The organism is Vibrio pacinii DSM 19139 (assembly GCF_000711795.1).
GTDB lineage: Bacteria > Pseudomonadota > Gammaproteobacteria > Enterobacterales > Vibrionaceae > Vibrio > Vibrio pacinii.
This window is the reverse complement of the sequence record NZ_JONH01000005.1, coordinates 222,764-245,063: the sequence shown is the minus strand read 5'-3', so window position 1 is coordinate 245,063 and position 22,300 is coordinate 222,764. Positions and strand designations below refer to the sequence as shown.

The 22,300-nt window shown below is 47.3% G+C and carries 13 protein-coding genes; 3 read left to right on the top strand and 10 right to left on the bottom strand.

All coding sequences use genetic code 11. From position 1 onward, the window contains the following. Nucleotides 1–2: 2 nt before the first annotated feature. The 3 genes from BS19_RS05515 to BS19_RS05505 all read left to right on the top strand — a co-directional run bounded on the left by BS19_RS05515 (nucleotide 3) and on the right by BS19_RS05505 (nucleotide 5,881). On the top strand, nucleotides 3–1,916 hold the full coding sequence (locus BS19_RS05515; RefSeq protein WP_038173873.1) for a beta-N-acetylhexosaminidase: 1,914 nt from the start codon (nucleotides 3–5) through the stop codon (nucleotides 1,914–1,916). A gap of 90 nt (nucleotides 1,917–2,006) precedes the next feature. Then, nucleotides 2,007–4,412 carry a glycoside hydrolase family 94 protein gene (locus BS19_RS05510; RefSeq protein ID WP_038173872.1) on the top strand — a complete coding sequence of 802 codons (2,406 nt, stop codon included), beginning with the start codon at nucleotides 2,007–2,009 and terminating at the stop codon, nucleotides 4,410–4,412. A gap of 56 nt (nucleotides 4,413–4,468) precedes the next feature. Further along, nucleotides 4,469–5,881 (top strand): phosphoglucomutase/phosphomannomutase family protein, encoded by a 1,413-nt coding sequence (locus BS19_RS05505; protein ID WP_038173983.1) that lies wholly within the window; start codon nucleotides 4,469–4,471, stop codon nucleotides 5,879–5,881. Nucleotides 5,882–5,967: 86 nt separating this feature from the next. On the opposite strand, the gene BS19_RS05500 is transcribed toward BS19_RS05505, so the two are convergent. The 10 genes from BS19_RS05500 to hrpB form a co-directional block, all read right to left on the bottom strand. Then, nucleotides 5,968–6,999, bottom strand: coding sequence for an ABC transporter ATP-binding protein (locus BS19_RS05500; protein WP_038173871.1), 1,032 nt, complete (start codon nucleotides 6,997–6,999; stop codon nucleotides 5,968–5,970). Then, nucleotides 6,999–8,624, bottom strand: coding sequence for an ABC transporter permease (locus BS19_RS05495; RefSeq protein ID WP_038173870.1), 1,626 nt, complete (start codon nucleotides 8,622–8,624; stop codon nucleotides 6,999–7,001). Before BS19_RS05495 ends, BS19_RS05500 begins: the two co-directional genes overlap by 1 nt. 164 nt (nucleotides 8,625–8,788) lie before the next feature. Continuing rightward, nucleotides 8,789–9,805 carry a Fe(3+) ABC transporter substrate-binding protein gene (locus tag BS19_RS05490; RefSeq protein ID WP_038173869.1) on the bottom strand — a complete coding sequence of 339 codons (1,017 nt, stop codon included), beginning with the start codon at nucleotides 9,803–9,805 and terminating at the stop codon, nucleotides 8,789–8,791. Nucleotides 9,806–9,966: 161 nt separating this feature from the next. Beyond that, nucleotides 9,967–11,196, bottom strand: a complete 1,230-nt coding sequence (locus BS19_RS05485; protein WP_038173868.1) for an ammonium transporter — start codon at nucleotides 11,194–11,196, stop codon at nucleotides 9,967–9,969. 26 nt (nucleotides 11,197–11,222) lie between these two features. Further along, nucleotides 11,223–11,561 carry a P-II family nitrogen regulator gene (gene glnK / locus BS19_RS05480; RefSeq protein ID WP_038173867.1) on the bottom strand — a complete coding sequence of 113 codons (339 nt, stop codon included), beginning with the start codon at nucleotides 11,559–11,561 and terminating at the stop codon, nucleotides 11,223–11,225. Nucleotides 11,562–11,747: 186 nt separating this feature from the next. Next, nucleotides 11,748–12,119, bottom strand: a complete 372-nt coding sequence (locus BS19_RS05475) for a YacL family protein (RefSeq protein WP_038173865.1) — start codon at nucleotides 12,117–12,119, stop codon at nucleotides 11,748–11,750. A 127-nt stretch (nucleotides 12,120–12,246) separates the two neighbouring features. After that, the gene (acnB, locus tag BS19_RS05470) at nucleotides 12,247–14,835 is read right to left on the bottom strand and encodes a bifunctional aconitate hydratase 2/2-methylisocitrate dehydratase (RefSeq protein WP_038173863.1); all 2,589 of its coding nucleotides are present in this window, start codon (nucleotides 14,833–14,835) and stop codon (nucleotides 12,247–12,249) included. Nucleotides 14,836–15,111: 276 nt separating this feature from the next. Beyond that, nucleotides 15,112–17,397 (bottom strand): patatin-like phospholipase family protein, encoded by a 2,286-nt coding sequence (locus BS19_RS05465; RefSeq protein ID WP_038173862.1) that lies wholly within the window; start codon nucleotides 17,395–17,397, stop codon nucleotides 15,112–15,114. 84 nt (nucleotides 17,398–17,481) lie between these two features. Further along, complete coding sequence (mrcB, locus tag BS19_RS05460) at nucleotides 17,482–19,842, bottom strand: penicillin-binding protein 1B (RefSeq protein ID WP_038173860.1); 2,361 nt, start codon at nucleotides 19,840–19,842, stop codon at nucleotides 17,482–17,484. After that, complete coding sequence (hrpB, locus tag BS19_RS05455) at nucleotides 19,839–22,292, bottom strand: ATP-dependent helicase HrpB (RefSeq protein WP_038173859.1); 2,454 nt, start codon at nucleotides 22,290–22,292, stop codon at nucleotides 19,839–19,841. Before hrpB ends, mrcB begins: the two co-directional genes overlap by 4 nt. Between the last annotated feature and the right edge of the window lie 8 nt (nucleotides 22,293–22,300).

The following is a 22,300-nucleotide window of genomic DNA, read 5'->3' as shown; positions in this document are numbered from 1 at the left end:
ATATGAGCTATCGAGTCGAACTTGCCGTACTTGCCGAGAAAAAGCATTTTTGCCGCTTTGGTTTGACGCTGCACAATCTCAGCGACCAAGATCTCACAGACTGGCACCTCCAGTTCATTATCGACCGATTTATTCAGCCCGACAGTTTTACTCACGGCGCTATCAAACAGACTGGCAGTTTCTGTTGTCTAACGCCTGACCGTACAGTGCTGCCTGCCAATCAACACTATTATTGCGAATTTAGTATTAACACGGCGCCGCTGCGCTTTTACACCGATGGATTAAAAGACGCGCTGATCATTGCTGATGGCGGTGCGACTCAGCACACGGTGACGTTAACGCCGATAATGCTGGCCTCACCCTATCGTGAAAAAAGCGAACTGCCCTCCGTTGAGCCTGCGGCGCTCGCGGTGATCCCCATGCCAAACCGAATCGAACTGCTTGATGGCAAGTTTCACTTAACCACTTCGAGCCAAATCACGCTCCAAGCTTCACTGGCCGAGCATGCCGCGACGTGGTTACAACAAGAGATCGAACGCCTCTATCAGTTTCGCGCCCAAACGGTCGGTCAAAGTGACATCATCTATCGTAACAACCCAACCTTAGACGAGGGTGAATACCAAATCAGTATTACTGGTTCTGGCGTACGGCTTGAGGCGGGATCACGCTCAGGGTTTGTTCATGCCAGCGCAACTTTATTGCAGCTTATCGATCATGATGAGGACCTCAGTACACTCACCCTACCTTATGTAAAAATTTGCGATAAACCACGCTTTAAGTACCGCGGTATGATGCTCGACTGCGCCCGTCATTTCCATTCGATCGACATGGTTAAGCGTTTAATCAACCAATTAGCACACTACAAATTTAATACCTTCCATTGGCACCTTACCGATGACGAAGGCTGGCGACTCGAAATCAAAGCCTTTCCACAACTGACTGAATGTGGCGCCTATCGTGGGGCTAATCATCCACTTGAGCCTCAGTTTAGTAGTCTCGCGCATACCTACGGCGGCTATTACACGCAGCAAGAGGTTATCGAGGTGATTGAATACGCGAAACAGCGTGGGATTAACATTATTCCTGAGATCGACATCCCAGGTCACTGCCGCGCGGCGCTCAAATCGCTGCCTGATCTGCTTGTCGACCCACAAGATTCCTCTCAATATCGCAGCATTCAACATTACAACGATAATGTTCTTTCTCCGGCGCTACCCGGCACCTATCAGTTTTTAGACAAGGTACTTGAAGAGGTCGCAGATCTGTTCCCTTCCCCTTGGATACACATCGGTGCTGATGAAGTGCCCGATGGTGTTTGGTTAGAAAGCCCAGCTTGTCAGCAATTGATGCAACAGCACGGCTACCGCTGCGCTAAAGATTTGCAAGGTCACCTGCTGCGCTATGCAGAGAAGAAGCTTCGTTCTTTAGGCAAACGCATGGTCGGTTGGGAAGAAGCACAGCATGGTAACAAAGTCAGTAAGGATACCGTTATCTACTCTTGGTTGAGCGAAGAGGCGGCCCTCAACTGCGCCAAGCAAGGTTTTGACGTGGTCTTACAACCTGGCCAATCAACCTATCTCGATATGACGCAAGACTACAGACCTGAAGAGCCAGGCGTTGATTGGGCGGCAGTGATTCCACTTGAAAATGCTTACCGCTATGAGCCTTTAGCGCAAGTCCCCGACAACGACCCTATTCGTAAACGTATTTTAGGTATTCAGTGCGCGCTGTGGAGTGAGATTGTCACTCACCAGTCACGCCTCGACTACATGATTTTCCCTCGATTAACCGCATTAGCGGAAGCTTGTTGGACAGAAAAATCACAACGCAACTGGCTCGACTATCTGGCGCGGTTAAAAGGTCACTTGCCGCTGCTCGATAAACAAAAGATTGAATATCGACCACCTTGGAAATAACCATCACCGCGAATGACCATCATTCGCCGTTTTCACTAGCTTTAAACGTTTTGGCTACCAAAGTGGTAGCTTGGTAAAAAGGAAATTAACATGAAATACGGCTATTTCGATAACGACAATCGTGAATACGTCATCACACGTCCTGATGTCCCTGCGCCATGGACCAACTACTTGGGTACCGAGAAGTTTTGCACGGTTATCTCACACAATGCTGGCGGTTATTCTTTCTATAATTCACCAGAATATAACCGAGTCACCAAATTTCGCCCTAATGCGACGTTTGACCGCCCAGGCCATTACGTTTACCTGCGTGATGACCAAAGTGGTGATTACTGGTCTATTTCATGGCAGCCGGTGGCAAAAAGTCTCGATGAAGCCAGCTACGAAGTCCGTCATGGCTTGTCTTACTCTAAATTTAAGTGTGACTACAACGGCATTGAAGCGACCAAGACCCTGTTTGTCCCTAAAGGTGAAGACGCAGAAATTTGGGATGTGGTGATCAAAAACACATCAGATAAACCGCGTACGATTAGCGCTTTCTCCTTCGTTGAATTCTCATTTAGTCATATTCAGTCAGACAATCAAAATCACCAGATGTCGCTCTACTCTGCGGGGACTTCATACCGCCAAGGGGTGATTGAATACGACTTGTATTACAACACCAATGATTTCGAAGGTTTCTACTACCTAGCATCAACATTTGACCCAGATTCATATGACGGTCAGCGCGATAGTTTCCTCGGTCTCTACCGCGATGAAGCTAACCCTATCGCCGTTGAACAAGGCCAGTGCTTCAACAGTGCGCAAACTTGTTACAACCATTGTGGTTCACTGCACAAACAGTTCACTATCCAACCAGGAGAAGAGGTGCGTTTTGCCTACATTCTTGGTATTGGTAAAGGCAATGGTGAACGTCTGCGCACCAAATACCAAGATTTGGCCAACGTCGATGCAGCGTTTGCAGGTATTAAAGCTCATTGGGATGAGCGCTGCGCCAAGTTCCAAGTTAAGTCGCCGAATGAAGGCCTCGACACCATGATCAATACGTGGACCCTTTACCAAGCAGAAACCTGTGTGGTTTGGTCTCGATTTGCTTCCTTTATCGAAGTGGGTGGCCGTACTGGTCTGGGATACCGCGATACCGCGCAAGACGCTATCTCTGTACCACATTCTAATGCGGCAATGACACGCAAACGCTTAGTCGATTTACTGCGAGGTCAGGTCAAAGCTGGCTACGGTTTACACCTGTTTGATCCCGACTGGTTCGATCCAGAAAAAGCCGATGTCAAACCGTCAAAGTCTCCGACTGTGGTACCGACTCCTTCAGACGAAGACAAGATCCACGGCATTGAAGATACTTGTTCAGACGACCATTTATGGTTGGTGCCGACCATTTGTAAGTACGTGATGGAAACTGGTGAGCACAGCTTCTTTGATGAGATGATCCCATACGCTGATGGCGGTGACGCTAGCGTTTATGATCACATGAAAGCTGCGCTTGATTTCTCGGCTGAATACGTGGGTCAAACGGGCATATGTAAAGGCCTTCGCGCCGACTGGAACGACTGTTTGAACCTAGGTGGTGGCGAATCATCGATGGTTTCCTTCCTACATTTCTGGGCACTACAAGAGTTTATCGATTTAGCTAAGTACCTAGGTCGCGATGCCGATGTTGAGAAATACACACAAATGGCAGCCAACGTGCGCGAAGCGTGTGAAACGCACCTGTGGGACGACGAAGGCGGTTGGTACATTCGTGGTCTGACTAAAAATGGCGACAAGATTGGTACTGCGCAGCAAGAAGAAGGCCGTGTTCATCTTGAGTCAAATACGCTCGCGGTACTCTCTGGCGCAGTCTCTCAACAGCGCGGTGAACAAGCGATGGACGCAGTAGATGAAAACTTGTTCTCTGAATATGGTCTGCATCTCAATGCGCCTTCTTTCGCGACACCAAACGATGATATCGGCTTCGTCACGCGCGTTTACCAAGGCGTCAAAGAGAACGGTGCTATCTTCTCACACCCTAACCCTTGGGCTTGGGTTGCAGAAGCTAAATTGGGCCGCGGTGACCGCGCCATGAAGTTTTACGATGCCCTTAACCCATACAATCAGAATGACATCATCGACAAGCGTATTGCTGAACCTTACTCATACGTACAGTTCATTATGGGCCGCGATCACCAAGATCATGGTCGTGCAAACCACCCATGGTTAACGGGTACCTCTGGTTGGGCTTACTTTGCTGTTACAAACTTCATTTTGGGTGTGCGTACTGGTTTTGATGGCTTAACGATTGACCCATGTATTCCGACCAGCTGGCCAGGTTTTGAAGTATCACGCCAATGGCTAGGTGCGACCTACAACATCAAAGTCGAGAACCCAAGCTCCGTTAGCAAGGGCGTTAAATCAATCACTGTAAATGGCGAGTCCATCAGCGGCGCAGTTCCAGTTCAAGCTGAAGGCAGCGTCAACGAAGTTATCGTTGTTCTAGGTTAATTGACCAAGCGCGAGCCTCGCTAGAGGCTCGCAACTTGGATTAAAGGATGATCAATATGATTAAATTTGGAACAGGCGGCTGGCGTGCATTTATTGGTGAAGAGTTCACCAAAGACAATGTTCGTTTAGTGGCGCAATCCTTAGCGAACATCATCAACAACGAACAAGTTGCGGATAAAGGCTTTGTTATCGGTTATGACCGTCGTTTTCTTTCCGACAAAGCAGGACGTTGGTTTGCTGAAGTTCTTGCGGCGAATGGCGTTACTGTCAGCTTTATCGATAAATTTGTCCCAACACCGATCGTTATGTTTAAAGCAAAAGAGATGGGCTGCGCTTACTCGGCTTGTATTACCGCTTCACATAACCCTGCAGATTATAACGGCGTTAAAGTGTTCATTGAAGGTGGACGCGATGCCGATGAAGTCATCACAGAGAAAATTGAAACTCAAATCGCAGCGCTAACTCAAGACCAAGTTAAATCTGTCGACTTTGAGCAAGCTATTGAAGATAAGTTGATCGAAGTGATCAACCCTATGAACGAGTTTGTCGACTCCATCATCGACTTTATTGATATTGAAGCGATCAAAAAAGCCAACCTTCGCGTATTAATCGATCCGATGTTTGGCGTGGCCAAAAATGCGCTGCAAACCGTACTGATCAATGGCCGCTGTGATGTCGATGTGATTAATGATGGCAAAAACCCCGACTTTGGCGGTTTGATGCCCTCACCCAATGCCGCGACGCTTTATCGTCTCAAGCACTTAGTTGCAGCAGAAGGTTACGACATCGGTATTGGTACTGACGGCGATGCTGACCGCTTAGGCATCATCGATGAAAAGGGTAATTTCATTCACCCAAATGAAGTTTTGATCTTGCTCTACTACTATCTACTCGAATACAAGGGTTGGAAAGGCTCCGTCGTACGTAATATCGCGACCACACATCTACTCGATAAAGTCGCGGCCGATCATGGCGAAAAGTGCTTCGAGGTTCCGGTTGGCTTTAAACACATCAGCTCACAAATGGAAGCAGACGATTCATTAATCGGCGGTGAGAGCTCTGGCGGTTTAACCATTCGTGGTCATATCAAAGGGAAAGATGGCGTATTTGCTTCAAGTTTATTGGTCGAAATGATTTCAGTGACAGGCAAAAAGCTCTCTGAGCTGCTGGATGAGATCTATGCCAGATATGGCTATGCCTATACTGCAGAAGGCGATTGTACCTTTAAACCAGCTCAGAAACAGGCGCTTTACAACCGTATTTATGTAGAGAAACAGTTGCCAGAATTTGAGTTTGAAATAGACAAAGTCAGCTATGAAGATGGCGCTAAAGTTTACTTCAAAAATGGCGGATGGGTGATTGCTCGTTTCTCAGGCACTGAACCTTTGTTGCGCATTTTTGCAGAGATGGCCGACAAAGAGACAGCAGAATGTGTTCTTCAACAAGTGAAAGCGTTTTTGCAACTATAACTGCGCTCTTTTACCCTACCCTATAGGTGAGAACACTTGCCCGGCATCACTGCCGGGCTTTTTCTTCTTTGGCCAAAGCGTTCAACTTAAAACGCCAGCACGCCTTGGGTTTCGACTTTGACCGACACTTGTTGTCCTATCGTCAGAGGCTCTGGCGAACTGGCCAATAGACGTTTGCCACCCGCATCAATAACGTAACGACAATGATCGCCCATAAAATGCTGCTCTAAAACCGTAACACTGCTCTCTTCGGCGGCAGCAATCTGTACATGTTGGGGACGTAATAGTAATTCACATTGGCGGCCAATCTCGATGGTTTGCTGAGCTTTGGCTTCTATCGTGCCTAGCTCAGTTTGGTATTCACCTGCCGAAAGTCGGGTCGCCGGAAGGTAGCTACCGCCACCAAGAAAGTCGGCGACGAATTTACTAGAAGGGCGATAGTAGAGCTCACTGGCCGAACCATATTGCTCTATGACTCCATGGTTCATCACCGCCATTTTGTCAGCAAAAGCGAACGCCTCTTCACGACTATGGGTGACAAAGATCGCGGTTACGCCTTGGTTTTTAAAAATCTTGCGGATCTCGCCAATCAATTCATGACGAACTTGAGTGTCTATATTGGAAAACGGTTCATCAAGTAACAATAGATCGGGTTTGTAGGCTAAAGAGCGCGCAATGGCGACTCGTTGCTGCTGACCACCTGAGAGTTGATGCGGATAACGCTGTTCAAAACCGGCCAAATGAACCAAATCTAGCATTTCAGACACTTTTTGCAGCTTTTGCTCAGCGCTCATATCACGCAAGCCAAAAGCAACGTTTTGCGCCACAGTCAAATGAGGAAAAAGTGCATAATCTTGAAAAATCATGCCGATATTACGCTGCTCTGGTGGTAACCAGTTATCCCCATCATCTATTAACATGCAGTTGAGACTCATGGTGCCAGAACTTAATGGCAGCAGACCCGCGATCGCTTTCAACAGCGTGGTTTTTCCACAGCCACTGGCACCCAGCAGGCAGACAATTTCGCCCTGCTCCACTTCTAATGAGAGCGACTCAAGCACCGTGGTTTGTTGATCGTACTTGCAGGTCAAATTATTGATCGATAATGCACAGCTCATTAGTGGGAATGCTCCAGTGAACGGTTAACAATAACTAGCGGAATTAAGCCGACAAACACCAGCAGAACCGCCGGTAAGGCTGCCAGTTCAAGATGCTCGTCAGAGGCAAAGTTGTAGACATAAGTCGCGAGCGTTTCAAAGTTGAATGGACGCAAAAGCAAGGCAGCATTGAGCTCTTTCATTGATTCAATAAACACCAATAACCCAGCGATCAAGGCACCACGACGCACTAAGGGGAAATGAACTCGCCACAGCATGCGATTGCCATTACAGCCCATGGTGCGCGACGCCATATCCAGTGATGGGGACACTTTACTCAAGCTACTTTCGATACTACCAATCGCGACCGCTGAAAAACGCACTACCATAGCAAAAATCAGCGCAAACATTGAACCTGAGAAAATCAGTCCCGGCCTGCTCCACTGCATCGCTTTAGCGATGTCGTTGACTAAATGATCCATAAACAGCACGGGAACCATCACACCAATCGCCAACACGGTACCAGGCACTGCATAGCCCATCGATGATAAACGCATCATGGCTAAACTATAACGACTTGGCGATAAACGCTGACAAAAGTTGACAGTGATGGCAACCAAAACGGCAATCACTGCTGCGACCAGCGAAACATAGAGGCTGTTTAACGCATATGCTCGGAATTCACCCGTCCAGCTTTGTGCGAAATATTTATAGGCGTAGATCAGTAACTGACCAAGAGGAAATAAGAAAGCGACGCAGACTAAGCCCCAACACCAAATGAGGGCCAACCACTTTTTCCAACCAGTGAGGTCATAGCGAAAATCTTCACGGCTACTAAATTGGTTTTGAAATAGCTTTTGCTTACGGCGGCTATAACGCTCACTGCTGAGCAATAAGATTACAACCACCAGCATAATGGCTGAAATTTTTGCCGCGGCAGTTAAGCTCGAATAGCCGAGCCAAGTGTCGTAAACCGCCGTAGTTAAGGTGTTGACGGCAAAATAACTCACGGTTCCGAAATCGCCTAAAGTTTCCATAGCAACTAGAGACAACCCGACCGCCACCGAAGGACGCACTAATGGTAATGAGATGCGGCGAAAGCTATCCCAAGGCGAGCACTTGAGTAACCTCGCGGATTGCAGCAAAGAGATATTTTGCTCCATGAATGCTGCGCGGCATAACAAGTAGACATAGGGGTAAAGTACCAACGAAAGCACAATAATCGCGCCAGTAAGAGTGCGAATGTCGGGAAACCAATACTCTCCCGCACTCCAACCAGTTAAATCTCGTAATAAGATTTGGATCGGACCAGCAAAATCAAACCAGTCAGTAAAAATATAGCCAATAATGTACGCCGGCATCGCTAATGGCAGCACCAAAGCCCATTGCAATACACGCTCACCCGGAACACGGCACATCGCCATCACCCAAGCTGCTGGAATCCCCAGTAACATTGATAACAACATGGTTCCGGCCACCAATACCACGGTATTGAAGGCGTAAGTCGGCATAACCGTTGACAGCAAATGAGCAAACAACTCATCTGTTTCGCCAACAGCGGTAGTGAATATGGCTAAGATCGGCAAAACCAGTAGCAGGGCTAACGCTCCACTACTGGTTTTCCATAAGTAATTTTTTTCTTTCATCGCCTAAATACAACGAGGCTGTATGAAACATAAATGCGTTTGCAAATAAATCTCATATCCCTTTAATAGATTAAGGGTATTTATACCTGTATAAATCAATAACCTCAAGTCACCCTAGCAAAAGAGCGACTTGAGGCTATCTCAATTCAAGCTGTGAGTTTTGATTACAGATCAAACTTCACTTCGTCAAGCAGCTTGATGGCCGCTTCGTGATGTTCAGCGATTTGATCTAGAGAGATAGTATCAGCTTTAAAGTCACCCCAAGACGCAACCAACTCAGAACGCTTAACACCCTCTTTAACTGGGTATTCATAGTTTACTTCTGCGTATAGGCTTTGCGCAGCATCGTTTGATAGGAATTCCATCAACTTAACAGCATTGTCTTTGTTTGGTGCGTATTTCGCCATTGCCATACCAGAGATGTTAACGTGCGTACCCGTGGTCTCTTGGTTAGGGAAGTTAATGTATACCGCGTCAGCCCACGCTTTTTGCTCAGCGTCGTTAACCATCTTACCTAGGTAGTAGCTATTACCCAAAGACACGTCACATAGACCTTCTTTGATCGCTTTCACTTGTCCGCGGTCATTACCTTGAGGCTTACGGGCTAAATTAGCCTTAACACCTTCTAGCCACTGCTTGGTTTCAGCTTCACCTTTGTGAGCAATCATCGATGAAACCAAGGAGACGTTGTATGGGTGCTTACCACTACGAGTACAGATTTTGCCTTTGAATTCTGGTTTGGCGAGATCAGCGTAAGTAAAATCAGCACCTAAACGACCAACACGGTCACGCGAAGAGTAAACGCTACGTGTACGCGTAGTCAGTGCAAACCACTCATTGTTGGTGTCTTGGTATTGTGCTGGGATATTTTTCTCAAGCACTTCACTGTCAACGGCTTGAACTAGACCTTTTTCAGTCAGTTCAGCAAGACGAATGATATCAACGGTTAGAAGCACATCTGCTGGACTGTATTCACCCTCTTGAGCTAGCTTTTCAGCTAAACCTGTTTTGGCAAACTTAACGTTTACTTTAATGCCGGTCTCTTTGGTAAATTCGTTAAGCATTGGCTCAACAAGGAAAGGCTGACGGTAAGAGTATACGTTCACTTCTTCTGCAGCGATGGCAGCGGTAGGCGCAATTGACGCACATACTAAAGCAGAAAGAGTTAGCAGATTTTTCATTGGTGCAATCCTTTAATATCGAAATGATAATGTCTATCAGTTGCGTTATTATATTCATCTGGATTTTGAAAACAATGATGTGAAACAAAAAAACCTGCTCATTTGAGCAGGTTTTTGATAATTTTCTTTGTAACTAAATGTTAGGTCACATTTAGAGTAAATTACTTAACCGTAACAAACTCAGGGTACGCGCCGACACCACAGTCGTGCATATCCATACCTTCCATCTCTTCGTCTTCTGTAACACGGATACCCATGGTTGCTTTCAATACCGCCCAAACCACTAGGCTTGCACCGAATACCCAAGCAAAGATAACTGCTGCGCCGAGAAGCTGAGCACCAAAGCTAGCATCACCATTACTTAGTGGCACAACCATCAGGCCAAAGAAGCCACATACACCGTGTACTGAGATAGCACCGACTGGATCGTCAATCTTAAGCTTGTCTAGACCGATGATACTAAACACCACTAGCGCACCAGACACACAGCCAATCGCGACAGCATAAAGTGGTGATGGTGATAGTGGGTCTGCGGTAATCGCGACCAGACCAGCCAAGGCACCGTTCAAAATCATGGTTAAATCAGCTTTGCCCCAGGTGGTCTTACACACCAACAACGCTGCAATCGCACCAGCGGCTGCCGCTGCATTAGTGTTAAGGAAGATTTGACCGACTGCCGTTGCGTTTTCGAAGTCAGAAACCATCAACTGAGAACCGCCGTTAAAACCAAACCAACCGAACCACAAGATGAAAGTACCTAACGTCGCCAGTGGCATGTTAGAACCAGGAATCGGGTAGATTTCGCCATTCTTACCGTATTTGCCTTTACGAGCACCAAGTAAGATAACCCCCGCTAACGCCGCCGCAGCACCAGCCATATGAACAATACCTGAACCAGCGAAGTCACTAAAGCCTGCTTCCGATAGGAAACCGCCACCCCAAGTCCAGTAGCCTTCCATTGGGTAGATAAATCCAGTCAGTACCACAGAGAAAATCAGGAATGACCACAGCTTCATACGCTCAGCAACCGCACCCGATACGACTGACATCGCTGTCGCAACGAACACGACCTGGAAGAAGAAGTCTGATTCTAGTGAGTGATCGGCGCCTTCACCTTGAGTGCCAATCAGCGCACCAAAAGAAGGTAGCCAACCGCCTGAGCCGTTATCGACATACATGATGTTGTAACCCACAACCAAGTACATAGTACAAGCAATGGCGTACAAGCAGACGTTTTTGGTTAAGATCTCCGTGGTATTCTTTGAGCGAACTAAGCCTGCTTCTAACATTGCGAAACCGGCTGCCATCCACATCACTAACGCACCTGAAATGAGAAAGAAAAAAGTGTCTAGTGCGTAACGTAATTCTGTTACCGTCGTTGTTAATTCCATTTTATTGTCTCCAATCCTTTGAATTCTTAAAGCGCTTCATTGTCCATTTCGCCGGTACGAATACGTACTGCTTGACTGAGGTCGTAAACAAAGATTTTGCCATCACCAATTTTGCCAGTGTGGGCCGCCTTTGATATAGCTTCGATAACGCGGTCTACGTTTTCAGCCTGTGTAGCGATTTCCAATTTCACTTTCGGTAGAAAGTCGACTTGGTACTCCGCTCCACGGTAAAGCTCGGTATGGCCTTTTTGACGGCCAAAACCTTTAACTTCCGACACCGTCATCCCCTCGATACCAACATCGGCGAGAGCCTCACGTACATCATCCAATTTGAACGGTTTGATAATTGCATTTATAAGTTTCATCGTATCCTCTCTGAAGCTGTCATCCTTTTGTTCTATATAATCCAAGGTACGTGCCAACTTTTTAACTTATTGATTTATATAAAAACAACAAGTTTTCAATGCGCAGAAACCAATAAGGCGCACCAAAAAGGTGCGCCTTATTCACAAATTTAAAGCAGTCCTGCCTTACTTCACCATATAAGTGCATTATCGGGTGGTCAAAAAAGTCTTCCACTGTACGATAAGGTCATCAAAGTCTTCGATTCCACAACAAGCGGTACTTTCGCAATCGTAAAAGTCAAACTCACTTTCAAGTTCCACTTGGCTATCATGGCTGAGTACATTTTCTTGAACGGTCACTTCATCTCCATGAATAGTAAGAGATATTTCAGCGCCATATAGATTGAACTCTTGCTGTGGTGCACACTTAGCTTGTTGAGCCAGCGCCTCAACTTGCTCAATCTTGCACCAATCTTTACCAATTTCTTCTTGCAGCCAACGAGCGATGATTTCATGCCCCATACTGGACTTGACGTAATATTCGCCCATCAAGGTATTTCTAATAAACTCAAATTCCATCGTGCTACTCGTGGGTTGCAAAAAAATAGGACGCGAGTATATCGCCAAGAGCTAGCAAGTACAAAATCACGAGATAAAAAAACGCCTACTCAATGAGTAGGCGTTTCGTTAGACGTTGACAACCAAATTACGCTGGTTCTTGGAAAATCACTTGGTCGGCTTTCTTAGTGTACTGCTCCATACGATGGAAGTTGAGGTAACGGTAGGTATCTGCTGCCGTTGCATCAATCTGCTCCATGTAAGCAAGGTACTCATCTTTAGTTGGGATTTTACCAAGAATTGCACCAACGGCTGAAAGTTCAGCTGAGGCCAAGTACACATTTGCTCCCGTACCTAAACGGTTAGGGAAGTTACGCGTTGAGGTCGACATCACTGTCGATTTATCAGCAACACGCGCTTGGTTACCCATACACAGTGAACACCCTGGCGTTTCGATACGAACCCCAGCGCGACCATAGATGCCGTAATAACCTTCTTCAGTGAGTTGATCACGATCCATCTTAGTTGGTGGGGCGACCCACAAACGAGTATCAAGCTGGCCATTGAACTTCTCGAGCAATTTACCTGCAGCGCGGAAATGCCCAATATTGGTCATACATGAACCGATAAACACTTCATCAATTTGAGTGCCTTGAACGTCTGACAACAGACGCGCATCATCAGGATCGTTTGGCGCACATAGGATTGGCTCATTGATTTCAGCAAGGTCAATCTCGATAACATGCGCGTACTCTGCATCCTTATCCGCTTCCATTAACTCAGGGTTTGCCAACCACTCTTGCATTGCGGTAATACGGCGTTCGATAGTACGGCGGTCACCGTAACCTTCCGCAATCATCCACTTAAGCATAGTGATGTTTGAATTGAGGTACTCTTCAACGGACTCTTGAGACAGTTTAACCGCACAACCGGCTGCACTACGCTCTGCTGAAGCGTCTGAAAGCTCAAACGCTTGCTCAACCGTTAGATGCTCAACCCCTTCAATTTCAAGCACGCGGCCTGAGAATTCATTGATTTTGCCGGCTTTCTCTACCGTTAACAGGCCTTGCTTAATGCCGTAATATGGGATGGCATGAACCAGGTCACGCAGGGTAATACCTGGTTGCATTTTGCCTTTGAAGCGCACCAGAATTGACTCTGGCATATCCAGTGGCATCACACCAGTCGCGGCTGCAAACGCAACCAAACCAGAACCGGCAGGGAACGAAATACCGAGAGGGAAACGAGTGTGTGAGTCACCACCAGTACCGACCGTGTCAGGCAGAAGCATACGGTTTAACCATGAGTGGATAACACCATCACCCGGACGCAATGACACACCGCCACGATTCATAATGAAATCAGGTAGCGTATGGTGAGTATTAACATCCACTGGTTTTGGGTAAGCCGATGTATGACAGAATGATTGCATCACTAAGTCTGCTGAGAAGCCTAGACACGCCAAATCTTTCAGTTCATCACGAGTCATAGGGCCAGTTGTATCTTGAGAACCAACTGTGGTCATCTTAGGTTCACAGTACTGACCGGCACGAACACCTTCTACGCCACACGCTTTACCGACCATTTTCTGCGCCAGTGTGTAACCTTTTTCAGAAGCTAAAGGATCCGTAGGTTTGGCAAACAGATCGGTTTCTTCCAATCCCAGAGAGGCACGAGCGCGACCAGTTAAACCGCGACCAATAATCAGAGGGATACGACCACCAGCACGCACTTCATCAAGCAGAACATTGCTCAATTTGAAGCTTGAAATTTCAGCGCCGTCTTTACGTACCACACCTTCGTACGGGTAAATGTCGATAACATCACCCATGTGCATGTCTTGAACATTCAGTTCAATCGGCAATGCACCTGAGTCTTCCATTGTGTTGTAGAAGATTGGTGCGATCTTTCCACCTAGGCAGATACCGCCTGTGCGCTTGTTAGGTACATAAGGAATATCATCACCCATGAACCAAAGCACTGAGTTGGTGGCTGATTTACGTGAAGAGCCCGTGCCGACAACATCACCAACATAAGCCAGTGGGATGCCATCTTTTTGCAGCTGTTCAATTTGGCTAATTGGACCAACACTACCTGGTTGATCTGGGTTGATACCTTCACGTTCCATCTTAAGCATCGCTCTCGCATGGACTGGAATATCAGGACGAGACCAAGCATCAGGTGCTGGAGATAAGTCATCGGTGTTGGTTTCACCGGTCACTTTAAATACTTTTACGGTAATTTTTTCCGCGACTTTTTCTTTCGAGGTAAACCACTCGGCATCAGCCCAAGATTGCAGCACTTTTTGTGCATGGGCATTGCCTGCCTTAGCTTTTTCTTCTACATCGAAGAATGCATCAAACATCAGTAGAGTGTGAGACAAGGCTTTAACGGCGATAGGCGCTAACGCCTCATCATCGAGCAGACTAACCAGCGGTTGAATGTTGTAACCACCTTGCATGGTGCCGAGCAATTCAGCAGCTTTTTCACGACTGACCAGTGGTGATTCCACTTCACCTTTTGTCAGCGCAGTTAAGAAACCCGCTTTAACATAAGCGGCTTCATCAACACCTGGTGGGATTCGGTTCTCTAATAGGTCAAGAATAAAGGCTTCTTCACCTTGTGGGGGATTTTTGAGAAGTTCAACTAGGCCGACGACTTGCTCAGCGTCTAGTGGTTTAGGAACAACTCCTTCAGCAGCACGCTCTTCGACGTGTTTACGGTAGGCTTCAAGCACGACTTTTTCCTCTCATTGCGGTTCCTCCCTTTTATTACTCGTTATTCATAAAATAGGGAGTGAACATCCTTGGAAACTTGGCTCTCCATGCCGTATTTTTCATTCAATGCTGATTGAGAAACAGTGCCAGAGAGGCCAAACTGTGGGCGGTAGGATAGCAAATTTAACCTTAAATTAAAATCTCATCACTTTGACCAACATAGCAACTTAAGACTAAAGTTCTATGATTTTGTTTATAAAATCCGTTCATTTACCACCAAATGAGACAACCGCAGATTATTTGAATGTCGTACCAATAATGAGATAAAACGAATCGAAGTTTTGCTCAGTCCGACCATAACCCAACATGACAGGACCAATCGGTGAATCGACCCCAGCAAACAATGAGCCAGCGGCATACAGCGGCGCCTCGTCTATTTTGAGATCAGGGTCAGACCATACGCCACCATACTCTAACGATGCTCCGACATAGAAAGGGGACTTAAATAGACCAAAATCATTGTCAAACCAACGATAGCGATAAACCAGTCGACTAAACACTTTATTCTGACCAATCAAGCTATTTCGAGGGATGCCAGAAAGGTTCAAAAATCCACCAATTTCCTGTGGATCAATCGGCAGTGATGACTTTTTACTTTTAACAACGCCTAAATCGATATTTGCGACCAAAGTATGGCGCGAAAAGGTATGAGCGGCGATCAGTTGGGCCCCCACTTCATAAACAGTATCTTCCCCCACGTCATCAATCAGAGCACTATAACCAACGCTATCATCGTGTGAGATAAGATAATCAAGGTCAAGATAGAAACCTTTAAGCGGAAGACTATAGTTATCGAGTGTATCGACACGGTAATTGGCAAAAGCACCTAAACGTTTAAATTGTACATCCCCTAGGCTTGGCAGGGTCGAGAATTGCCCTTCACCATCGGTATAACGCGCACCAATCTTAAAGCGGCGCCACAAGGTATCTTGATAACCCAGCGCCCATTCCGTTTCCCACTTATTGAATGTTACCGGGAAGTAGTTTTTTGTCGCCTCAAGGCTGGTATCATCAAAGCCTGAAATTGGCGCATTTCGCTTCTCATTACTGTAGGTGACCCTCAGTGAGGTGAAGGTTTTTTGACTGGAAAAAAAAGGCGAGTGAAACTCGGCCTCAATTAGCTTATCAGTACCAATTTCAAAATTCGTTCTTAACTCTGCGCCATGGCTATTGAGATCAGTGAAATTGCTCGACATTCCAATTGAATATTGACTATCGGTGCTAAAGTCATCTTCAAGGAAAAAGCGAAAATTAACGTAGTTTGGTCCCCAAGATTTCTCATCGACATCAATCACCAAGCTGTCTTGGCCATCAATAACATCATAGCGATAGGTGACTAATTCGAAGCGATCTAAGGCGTATAAATCTTGAACACTTTGTTCAACTTGTTCTAGGCTGTACTGTTTGCCTGGTGATAAATCCAAACGGTTTTCTAGTAGTTTTTGTGAGTAGTGAGTGTTGTTATTAATGATGATGTTTTCGACACGAATTTCGTCCCCATAGCGAAGTTGACGACGAGCCTCTTCCTTAGCATCAATATAATCTTGATATTGAGCAGAAGAGAGACTGATGGCGGCTAACTGAGCTTTATGTGCTATCGCCGTTTGATACCCCGTCGCGAACGCTTGCGGCATCCTATCAAACTCGGTCGTTTCCATATCCCCAACGTCAGGGCGTAAAAGTACATCCTTGTCGCTCAATAACTCTGCTTGGTGGTTGGTGGTATTGCGAACCAAATAGTTAGACAGTTGATCGGCCACTGTCAAGAAGGTCTTAAAGTCCTCTTCACTTTTGTATTCGGTACTAATATCGACGGCAATAATAATGTCTGCGCCAAGTTCGAGTGCAATATCGACTGGCATATTGTTGGTCACACCGCCATCGACCAACAGTCGTCCATCAAGTTCATAAGGCGGTAACGCGCCTGGCACAGACATACTCGCCATCATGGCATCAATCAAATAGCCTTTGTCGAGGATCACAGGTTCCAATGCAATGATGTCAGTCGCGACCGAACGATATTGGATAGCGAGTTGGTCAAAAGAGTCAAACGGCGGCAGGTTCCCAGTGGTTTCACGCAATAACTTAAGCATGCCCTGCCCCTGAACCAGACCGCGCTTGCCTTTAATTTCTCCCCAGCCGAGTCCTAGGTCCGTTGTCAGCTGATACCTATCTTCGTATTCTTTGTCTTGCACTCTGCGCTGACTGCGGTCAACTCGGTCGCGATAACCACTATTCCAATCAACCGTTTCGATAAACGACTCAATTTCACTCGCACTCATTCCTGTCGCATACAAACCACCGACATAAGCACCCATACTGGTGCCAGTAATAATGTCGACAGGAATTTTGAGTTCCTCTAAGGCTTTTAGAACACCGATATGCGCCGCTCCTTTAGCACCACCGCCCGCCAGTACCACAGCCACTTTAGGACGAGACTCTGTTTCTGTATTGCTGACAGTGGCCGCATTTAGCGCACTACTGGCGATAAGACACAACAATATACTTATCCGTTTCCTCACGATAACGATCCTTTTTCTCGCCGAATGACTGTTTATACTGAACGCGGACTACGCGGTAAAGCATTAATATTCAACATAATAACATTACCAACTAAATAGTTTCTTCAGCCACTGTTTAGGTTGGTTGTCACATTGCTGTTGCAGAGCGTTATTAACGTCCCAAACTGGCAATGTGAATTCACTCCCACACTTGAGACTTAAGCTACCTTGCGTGGTTTGTGCAAAACCAAGAGTGCTTATTCCCTGCGGCCAAGGCAGAGATAACTTCTCAGGAATACGATGCTTGAGGTATTCCGCATACACACGTAGCGCACCACTTGAACCGGTCAGCTTGGTCGACTTGTTGTCATCACGTCCAAGCCAGATGGTCGTCACTTCACGACCATCAACGCCAACAAACCAACTGTCTCGCGTATCATTACTGGTACCCGTTTTTCCCGCTAGCGCCGCCCATGCGAACTGGTTATTTAAGTAGCGTCCTGTCCCTTCCATCACCCCACGTTTCATGGCGTAGGTTGTCAGCCAAGCCGCTTGCTGATCAACGGTTTGGGTTACTCTTGGCAGAGATTGATAAAGAATATTACCCTCGAGATCAATCACCGATCGCAGCGCAGATAGCTCGGCACGTTTGCCTGAGTTAGTCAGGGTTTGATACATCTGCGCCACTTGAAATGGCGTCAGGGTAAACGAACCTAAAAACATCGAAGGCACTGGGCTAATTTCATTTTCATCGACACCCAATCGCTCTAGTGTTTTGACCACATTAGCAATCCCTACTTGCATCCCCAGCTCAACAGTAGGCACATTGAGCGATTTAGCTAACGCGATATAAAGCGGCACATCACCACGGAACTTTCGATCGTAATTACGCGGCGACCAGACATCCCCTTTGCTGCCTTTGAGACTTATCGGCTTATCGTGTAACGTTGTGGCTAAGTTATATTTCTCTGGCTGCTGTAATGCCGTGAGATAAACAGCAGGCTTAGCTAGCGAGCCAATTTGGCGACGAGCATTAAGCGCCCGATTAAAGCCATCGTAGCCAGTACGCTTCCCGCCCACCATCGCGCGAATTTCACCACTGTGACGATCCACCGCTACTGCCGCGCCTTCGAGCTCTTTTCCTGCCACACTGGCTAATTGAGGGATCTTATTGGCCAATGCGCGCTCAAGTTGCTGCTGCGAGACAGGATCCAGAGAGGTAAACACACGTAGCCCGCTATCCGCCTGAAAGGCATCACCTACTTTTTGTTTTAGCTCGATACTAAGTTGTTGAAAATAGGCTGGCTGACGACTCGCGGTTCGAGGGTTATCTTGAATATCCAGCGGACGACTCGCCGCCATATCATAGTCGCGAGCGGTTAGGATATCGTGCTGCATCATCAGCCTTAATACAAGATCGCGGCGCTGCTTTGCGCGTTCAGGAAAACGCACAGGGTTGTAATACGATGGTCCTTTAACCATCCCAACGAGCAGAGCAAGTTGGTCAATACGTAGCTCTTGAATCGGTTGACCAAAATAGAATCGCGCGGCTAATCCAAAGCCGTGAATCGCTTGGCCTTGACTTTGGCCAAGGTACACTTCATTAAGATAGGCCTCGAGGATACGATCTTTGCTGTAACGATAATCCAAAATCAGCGCAATGTAAGCTTCACGTATTTTCCGCCATAAGGTTCGGTCACTAGAAAGAAACAGGTTTTTCGCCAATTGCTGGGTTAAGGTACTGCCCCCTTGTACCGTGCGTCCCGCTTTAATGTTCGCCACCATCGCACGTGCAATGGCTAACGGTGACACACCATCATGCTGATAAAAATTGCGGTCCTCGGTGACCAATAGCGCATCAACGATCACTTCTGGGAATTGATCGCGACGCAAAAAAAGACGTTGCTCACCTTGGTTTTTCTCTAGCATGCCAAGCATCTTAGGTTCAATACGCAGGTAGCCTAACTCACCGCGTTGTTCTAGCGATTGAATGCGCTCTATACCTGAAGAAGAGAAGTGCAGCATCACGCGGCGATCAGGCTCAGGCCCATCACTAAATTCAAACGGACGACGGATCAGCTCAATTTTCGTTGCAGAAGATGAGTACTCTCCTGGGTAATGAGGTTGACGTACCTTGCGATAGTTAAGTACATCTAACTCGTTACGCACTTCTTGAATACTGATATTATCACCGGGCGCCAAATTAAGAATCCGTGCATAAACCACGGTCGGCAGATCAAACAGTTGCCCTTCAAAGCGTTGCTTCACGACGCTATCGAGGTAAATCCCCACCACGACGAGTATCGCGAACACCGCTAAACCGAGCTTCCAAGCGACACTCCACACGGTTTTTAACCAGCGGCGTTGCGGCGACTTGGTGGCACGTTTTGTTGATGATGCATGAGGTTTACGCGGCGCTTTTTTGGTCGTCTTCGCTTTGTTATTACTGGTGTTTTTCTTGGTCATTTATCTAACTGTCGTTTGGTTTTAGTCGTGGCGGTATGGTTGGCTGGGTCATCAGGCCAAACATGCTTGGGATAACGGCCCTTCATCTCTTTTTGCACTTCTCGGTAAGCACCAGCCCAAAAGCTGGCTAAGTCGCGAGTCACTTGCAATGGCCTTTGCGCGGGAGATAGCAGCTCAAGTACTAAACGTTTACGGCCTTGAGCAATCTCCGGAGAGCTTTGCTCGCCAAACACTTCTTGAAGACGAACCGATAACACGGGCTCTTGGCCTTGTTGATACCGAATTTTCTTGTTGCTACCTGTTGGTACTTGATAATGCGTTGGCAGCCACTGATTAATCTGTTGGTTTAACGGCCACTCCAAATACGCGAGTAATGCTGCGTGTAAATCCACCTTGGTTAACGCTTTGGCTGAATTAATGCCGTTTAAGTAGGGAGCTAACCACTGTTCTAAATGTTCAAGTAACCCTTGATCATCAAGCTCTGGCCATGATTGCTCTGGCAACCACTCACGCCCACAACGTAATCGTTCGAGCAGCTCGCGGCTATTTGGCGTCCAATGTAATACACTCAGCCCCTTACGACGAATATAGTTAAGTAAAGCTTGAGTCATTTTTTCGCTAGAGGGCTCCGGCAAGGCTTTGCGCTCGATAACCAGTCGGCCGAGCTTAGTCTGCTGCTCTGCCACTAAGCGCCCCTTGTGCTCATCCCAATCCACGACCTGTACGCTGTCAAACAACGCTGGAAAGCGCGTTTGCAAAACAGCGATATCCACGTCGACCGCGCTAAAAATCATTGAAGAATCAGAGTGACTACGCATCAGATCCAGCACGACTAGATAATCACTCGCGGCTAACTTTTCACTGTCTTGCAGTTCGGCGCCATGACCATTAGCCAAAACAAAGCGGCCCAATTGATTAGATCGAGCCTGAGCAATGCGGTCGGGGAAGGCGAGCGCCAATAGCCAAGCGACCGACCCTTCATCCACCTCGCAAAGACGAAATTGCACGCCCATCCGACGGGCTAAATTCTGGGCTCGCATCAAAACGAGCTTTTGTCGGTTGTGCTGCCCCTGTTTAAAGCGTTGTACACTATGGACAAAATTGATCATCTGTCGCTCAGGCTCTTCCAGTAACGCCGCCACGGCCAACGCGGTGGTTACCGCTCCACCCGCCTTAGCTAGCATCGCCGACATTCGTGGCTCAAGCCCTAGCTGGCCCGCTAATTTTCCTGCATCACTGAGTGAACCTTTCGCATCGAATAAGCCAAGCTGGGTCAATAAACCACGCGCTTGATTGACAGCGGCAGAAGCAGGGGCATCGAGCCAAGACAATTCGCTCGGGTCTTGTGCTCCCCACTGCGCTAACTCCATCACTAAATTAGCTAAATCACTATGCAAAATCTCTGCTTGGGGCACATAGGGTTGCTGCGCTAACTGGCTTTCACTGTACAAACGCACACACAAACCCGGCTCAACTCGGCCCGCTCGCCCGGCGCGCTGCTCAGCCGAAGATTGCGCAATACGCACCTGCTCCAATCGAGTCACACCACTTTTAAGATCAAACTTGGCCACCCGTTCATAACCACAATCCACCACCAGACGAATCCCTTCGATGGTCAATGAGGTTTCAGCTATGTTGGTCGCCAGCACCACTTTCCTCTTCCCGGCAGGAGCAGGCAAAATGGCCGCTTGTTGCTGGACAAAGTCTAATTGACCGTAGAGTGGGCAAACCTCAATGTCTGCGCTTAAACCATCAAGTCGTTGTGCAACCCGTTTAATTGCCGCAACCCCCGGAAGAAACGCCAGCAGCGATCCAGACTCACTGGCCATCAAGCTCAGTATCTGCTTGGCCATTAACTCCTCTAAGCGCTGGTTGGGCGATGGCGCCACATAGCGATACGCCACCGGGTAGCTGCGACCTTGTGATTCAATGTAGTGCGCCTGCGGCATCAAACGAGACAAGGCGTGTTGATCGAGCGTTGCCGACATCACCACCAATTTCAGATCATCACGCAGAGCCTCTTGGATCTCTAAACAAAAGGCCAATGCCGTATCGGCATGAATGCTACGCTCATGGAACTCATCAAAGATCACCACATCAATGCCTGTTAGCTCTGGATCCGACTGAATCATTCGAGTCAGCACCCCTTCAGTGACGATCTCAAGCTGTGTGTCATTACTGACTCGGTTTTCCCCACGCACTCGATAACCGACGCGCTGACCGACGTCCTCTCCCAACTGCGTGGCCAAATAACGAGCAATATTACGCGCGGCTAATCTTCTTGGCTCAAGCATGATCATCTTACCTGCGACTACCTTTTGCTTGAGCAGTTGCAACGGAAAGTAGGTTGACTTACCCGCGCCAGGCGCCGCTTTAAGGATCAATTGCGAGCAAGTGCGGACAGCAGAAATCAATTCTGATATCACGCCTTCAATAGGCAGTTGTGACAATGGAGAAA

Coding starts and splice junctions, on each gene's coding strand:
- BS19_RS05515 (WP_038173873.1), top strand. CDS start 3: ATGAGCTATCGAGTCGAACTTGCCGTACTTGCCGAGAAAAAGCATTTT.
- BS19_RS05510 (WP_038173872.1), top strand. CDS start 2,007: ATGAAATACGGCTATTTCGATAACGACAATCGTGAATACGTCATCACA.
- BS19_RS05505 (WP_038173983.1), top strand. CDS start 4,469: ATGATTAAATTTGGAACAGGCGGCTGGCGTGCATTTATTGGTGAAGAG.
- BS19_RS05500 (WP_038173871.1), bottom strand. CDS start 6,999: ATGAGCTGTGCATTATCGATCAATAATTTGACCTGCAAGTACGATCAA.
- BS19_RS05495 (WP_038173870.1), bottom strand. CDS start 8,624: ATGAAAGAAAAAAATTACTTATGGAAAACCAGTAGTGGAGCGTTAGCC.
- BS19_RS05490 (WP_038173869.1), bottom strand. CDS start 9,805: ATGAAAAATCTGCTAACTCTTTCTGCTTTAGTATGTGCGTCAATTGCG.
- BS19_RS05485 (WP_038173868.1), bottom strand. CDS start 11,196: ATGGAATTAACAACGACGGTAACAGAATTACGTTACGCACTAGACACT.
- glnK (WP_038173867.1), bottom strand. CDS start 11,561: ATGAAACTTATAAATGCAATTATCAAACCGTTCAAATTGGATGATGTA.
- BS19_RS05475 (WP_038173865.1), bottom strand. CDS start 12,119: ATGGAATTTGAGTTTATTAGAAATACCTTGATGGGCGAATATTACGTC.
- mrcB (WP_038173860.1), bottom strand. CDS start 19,842: ATGACCAAGAAAAACACCAGTAATAACAAAGCGAAGACGACCAAAAAA.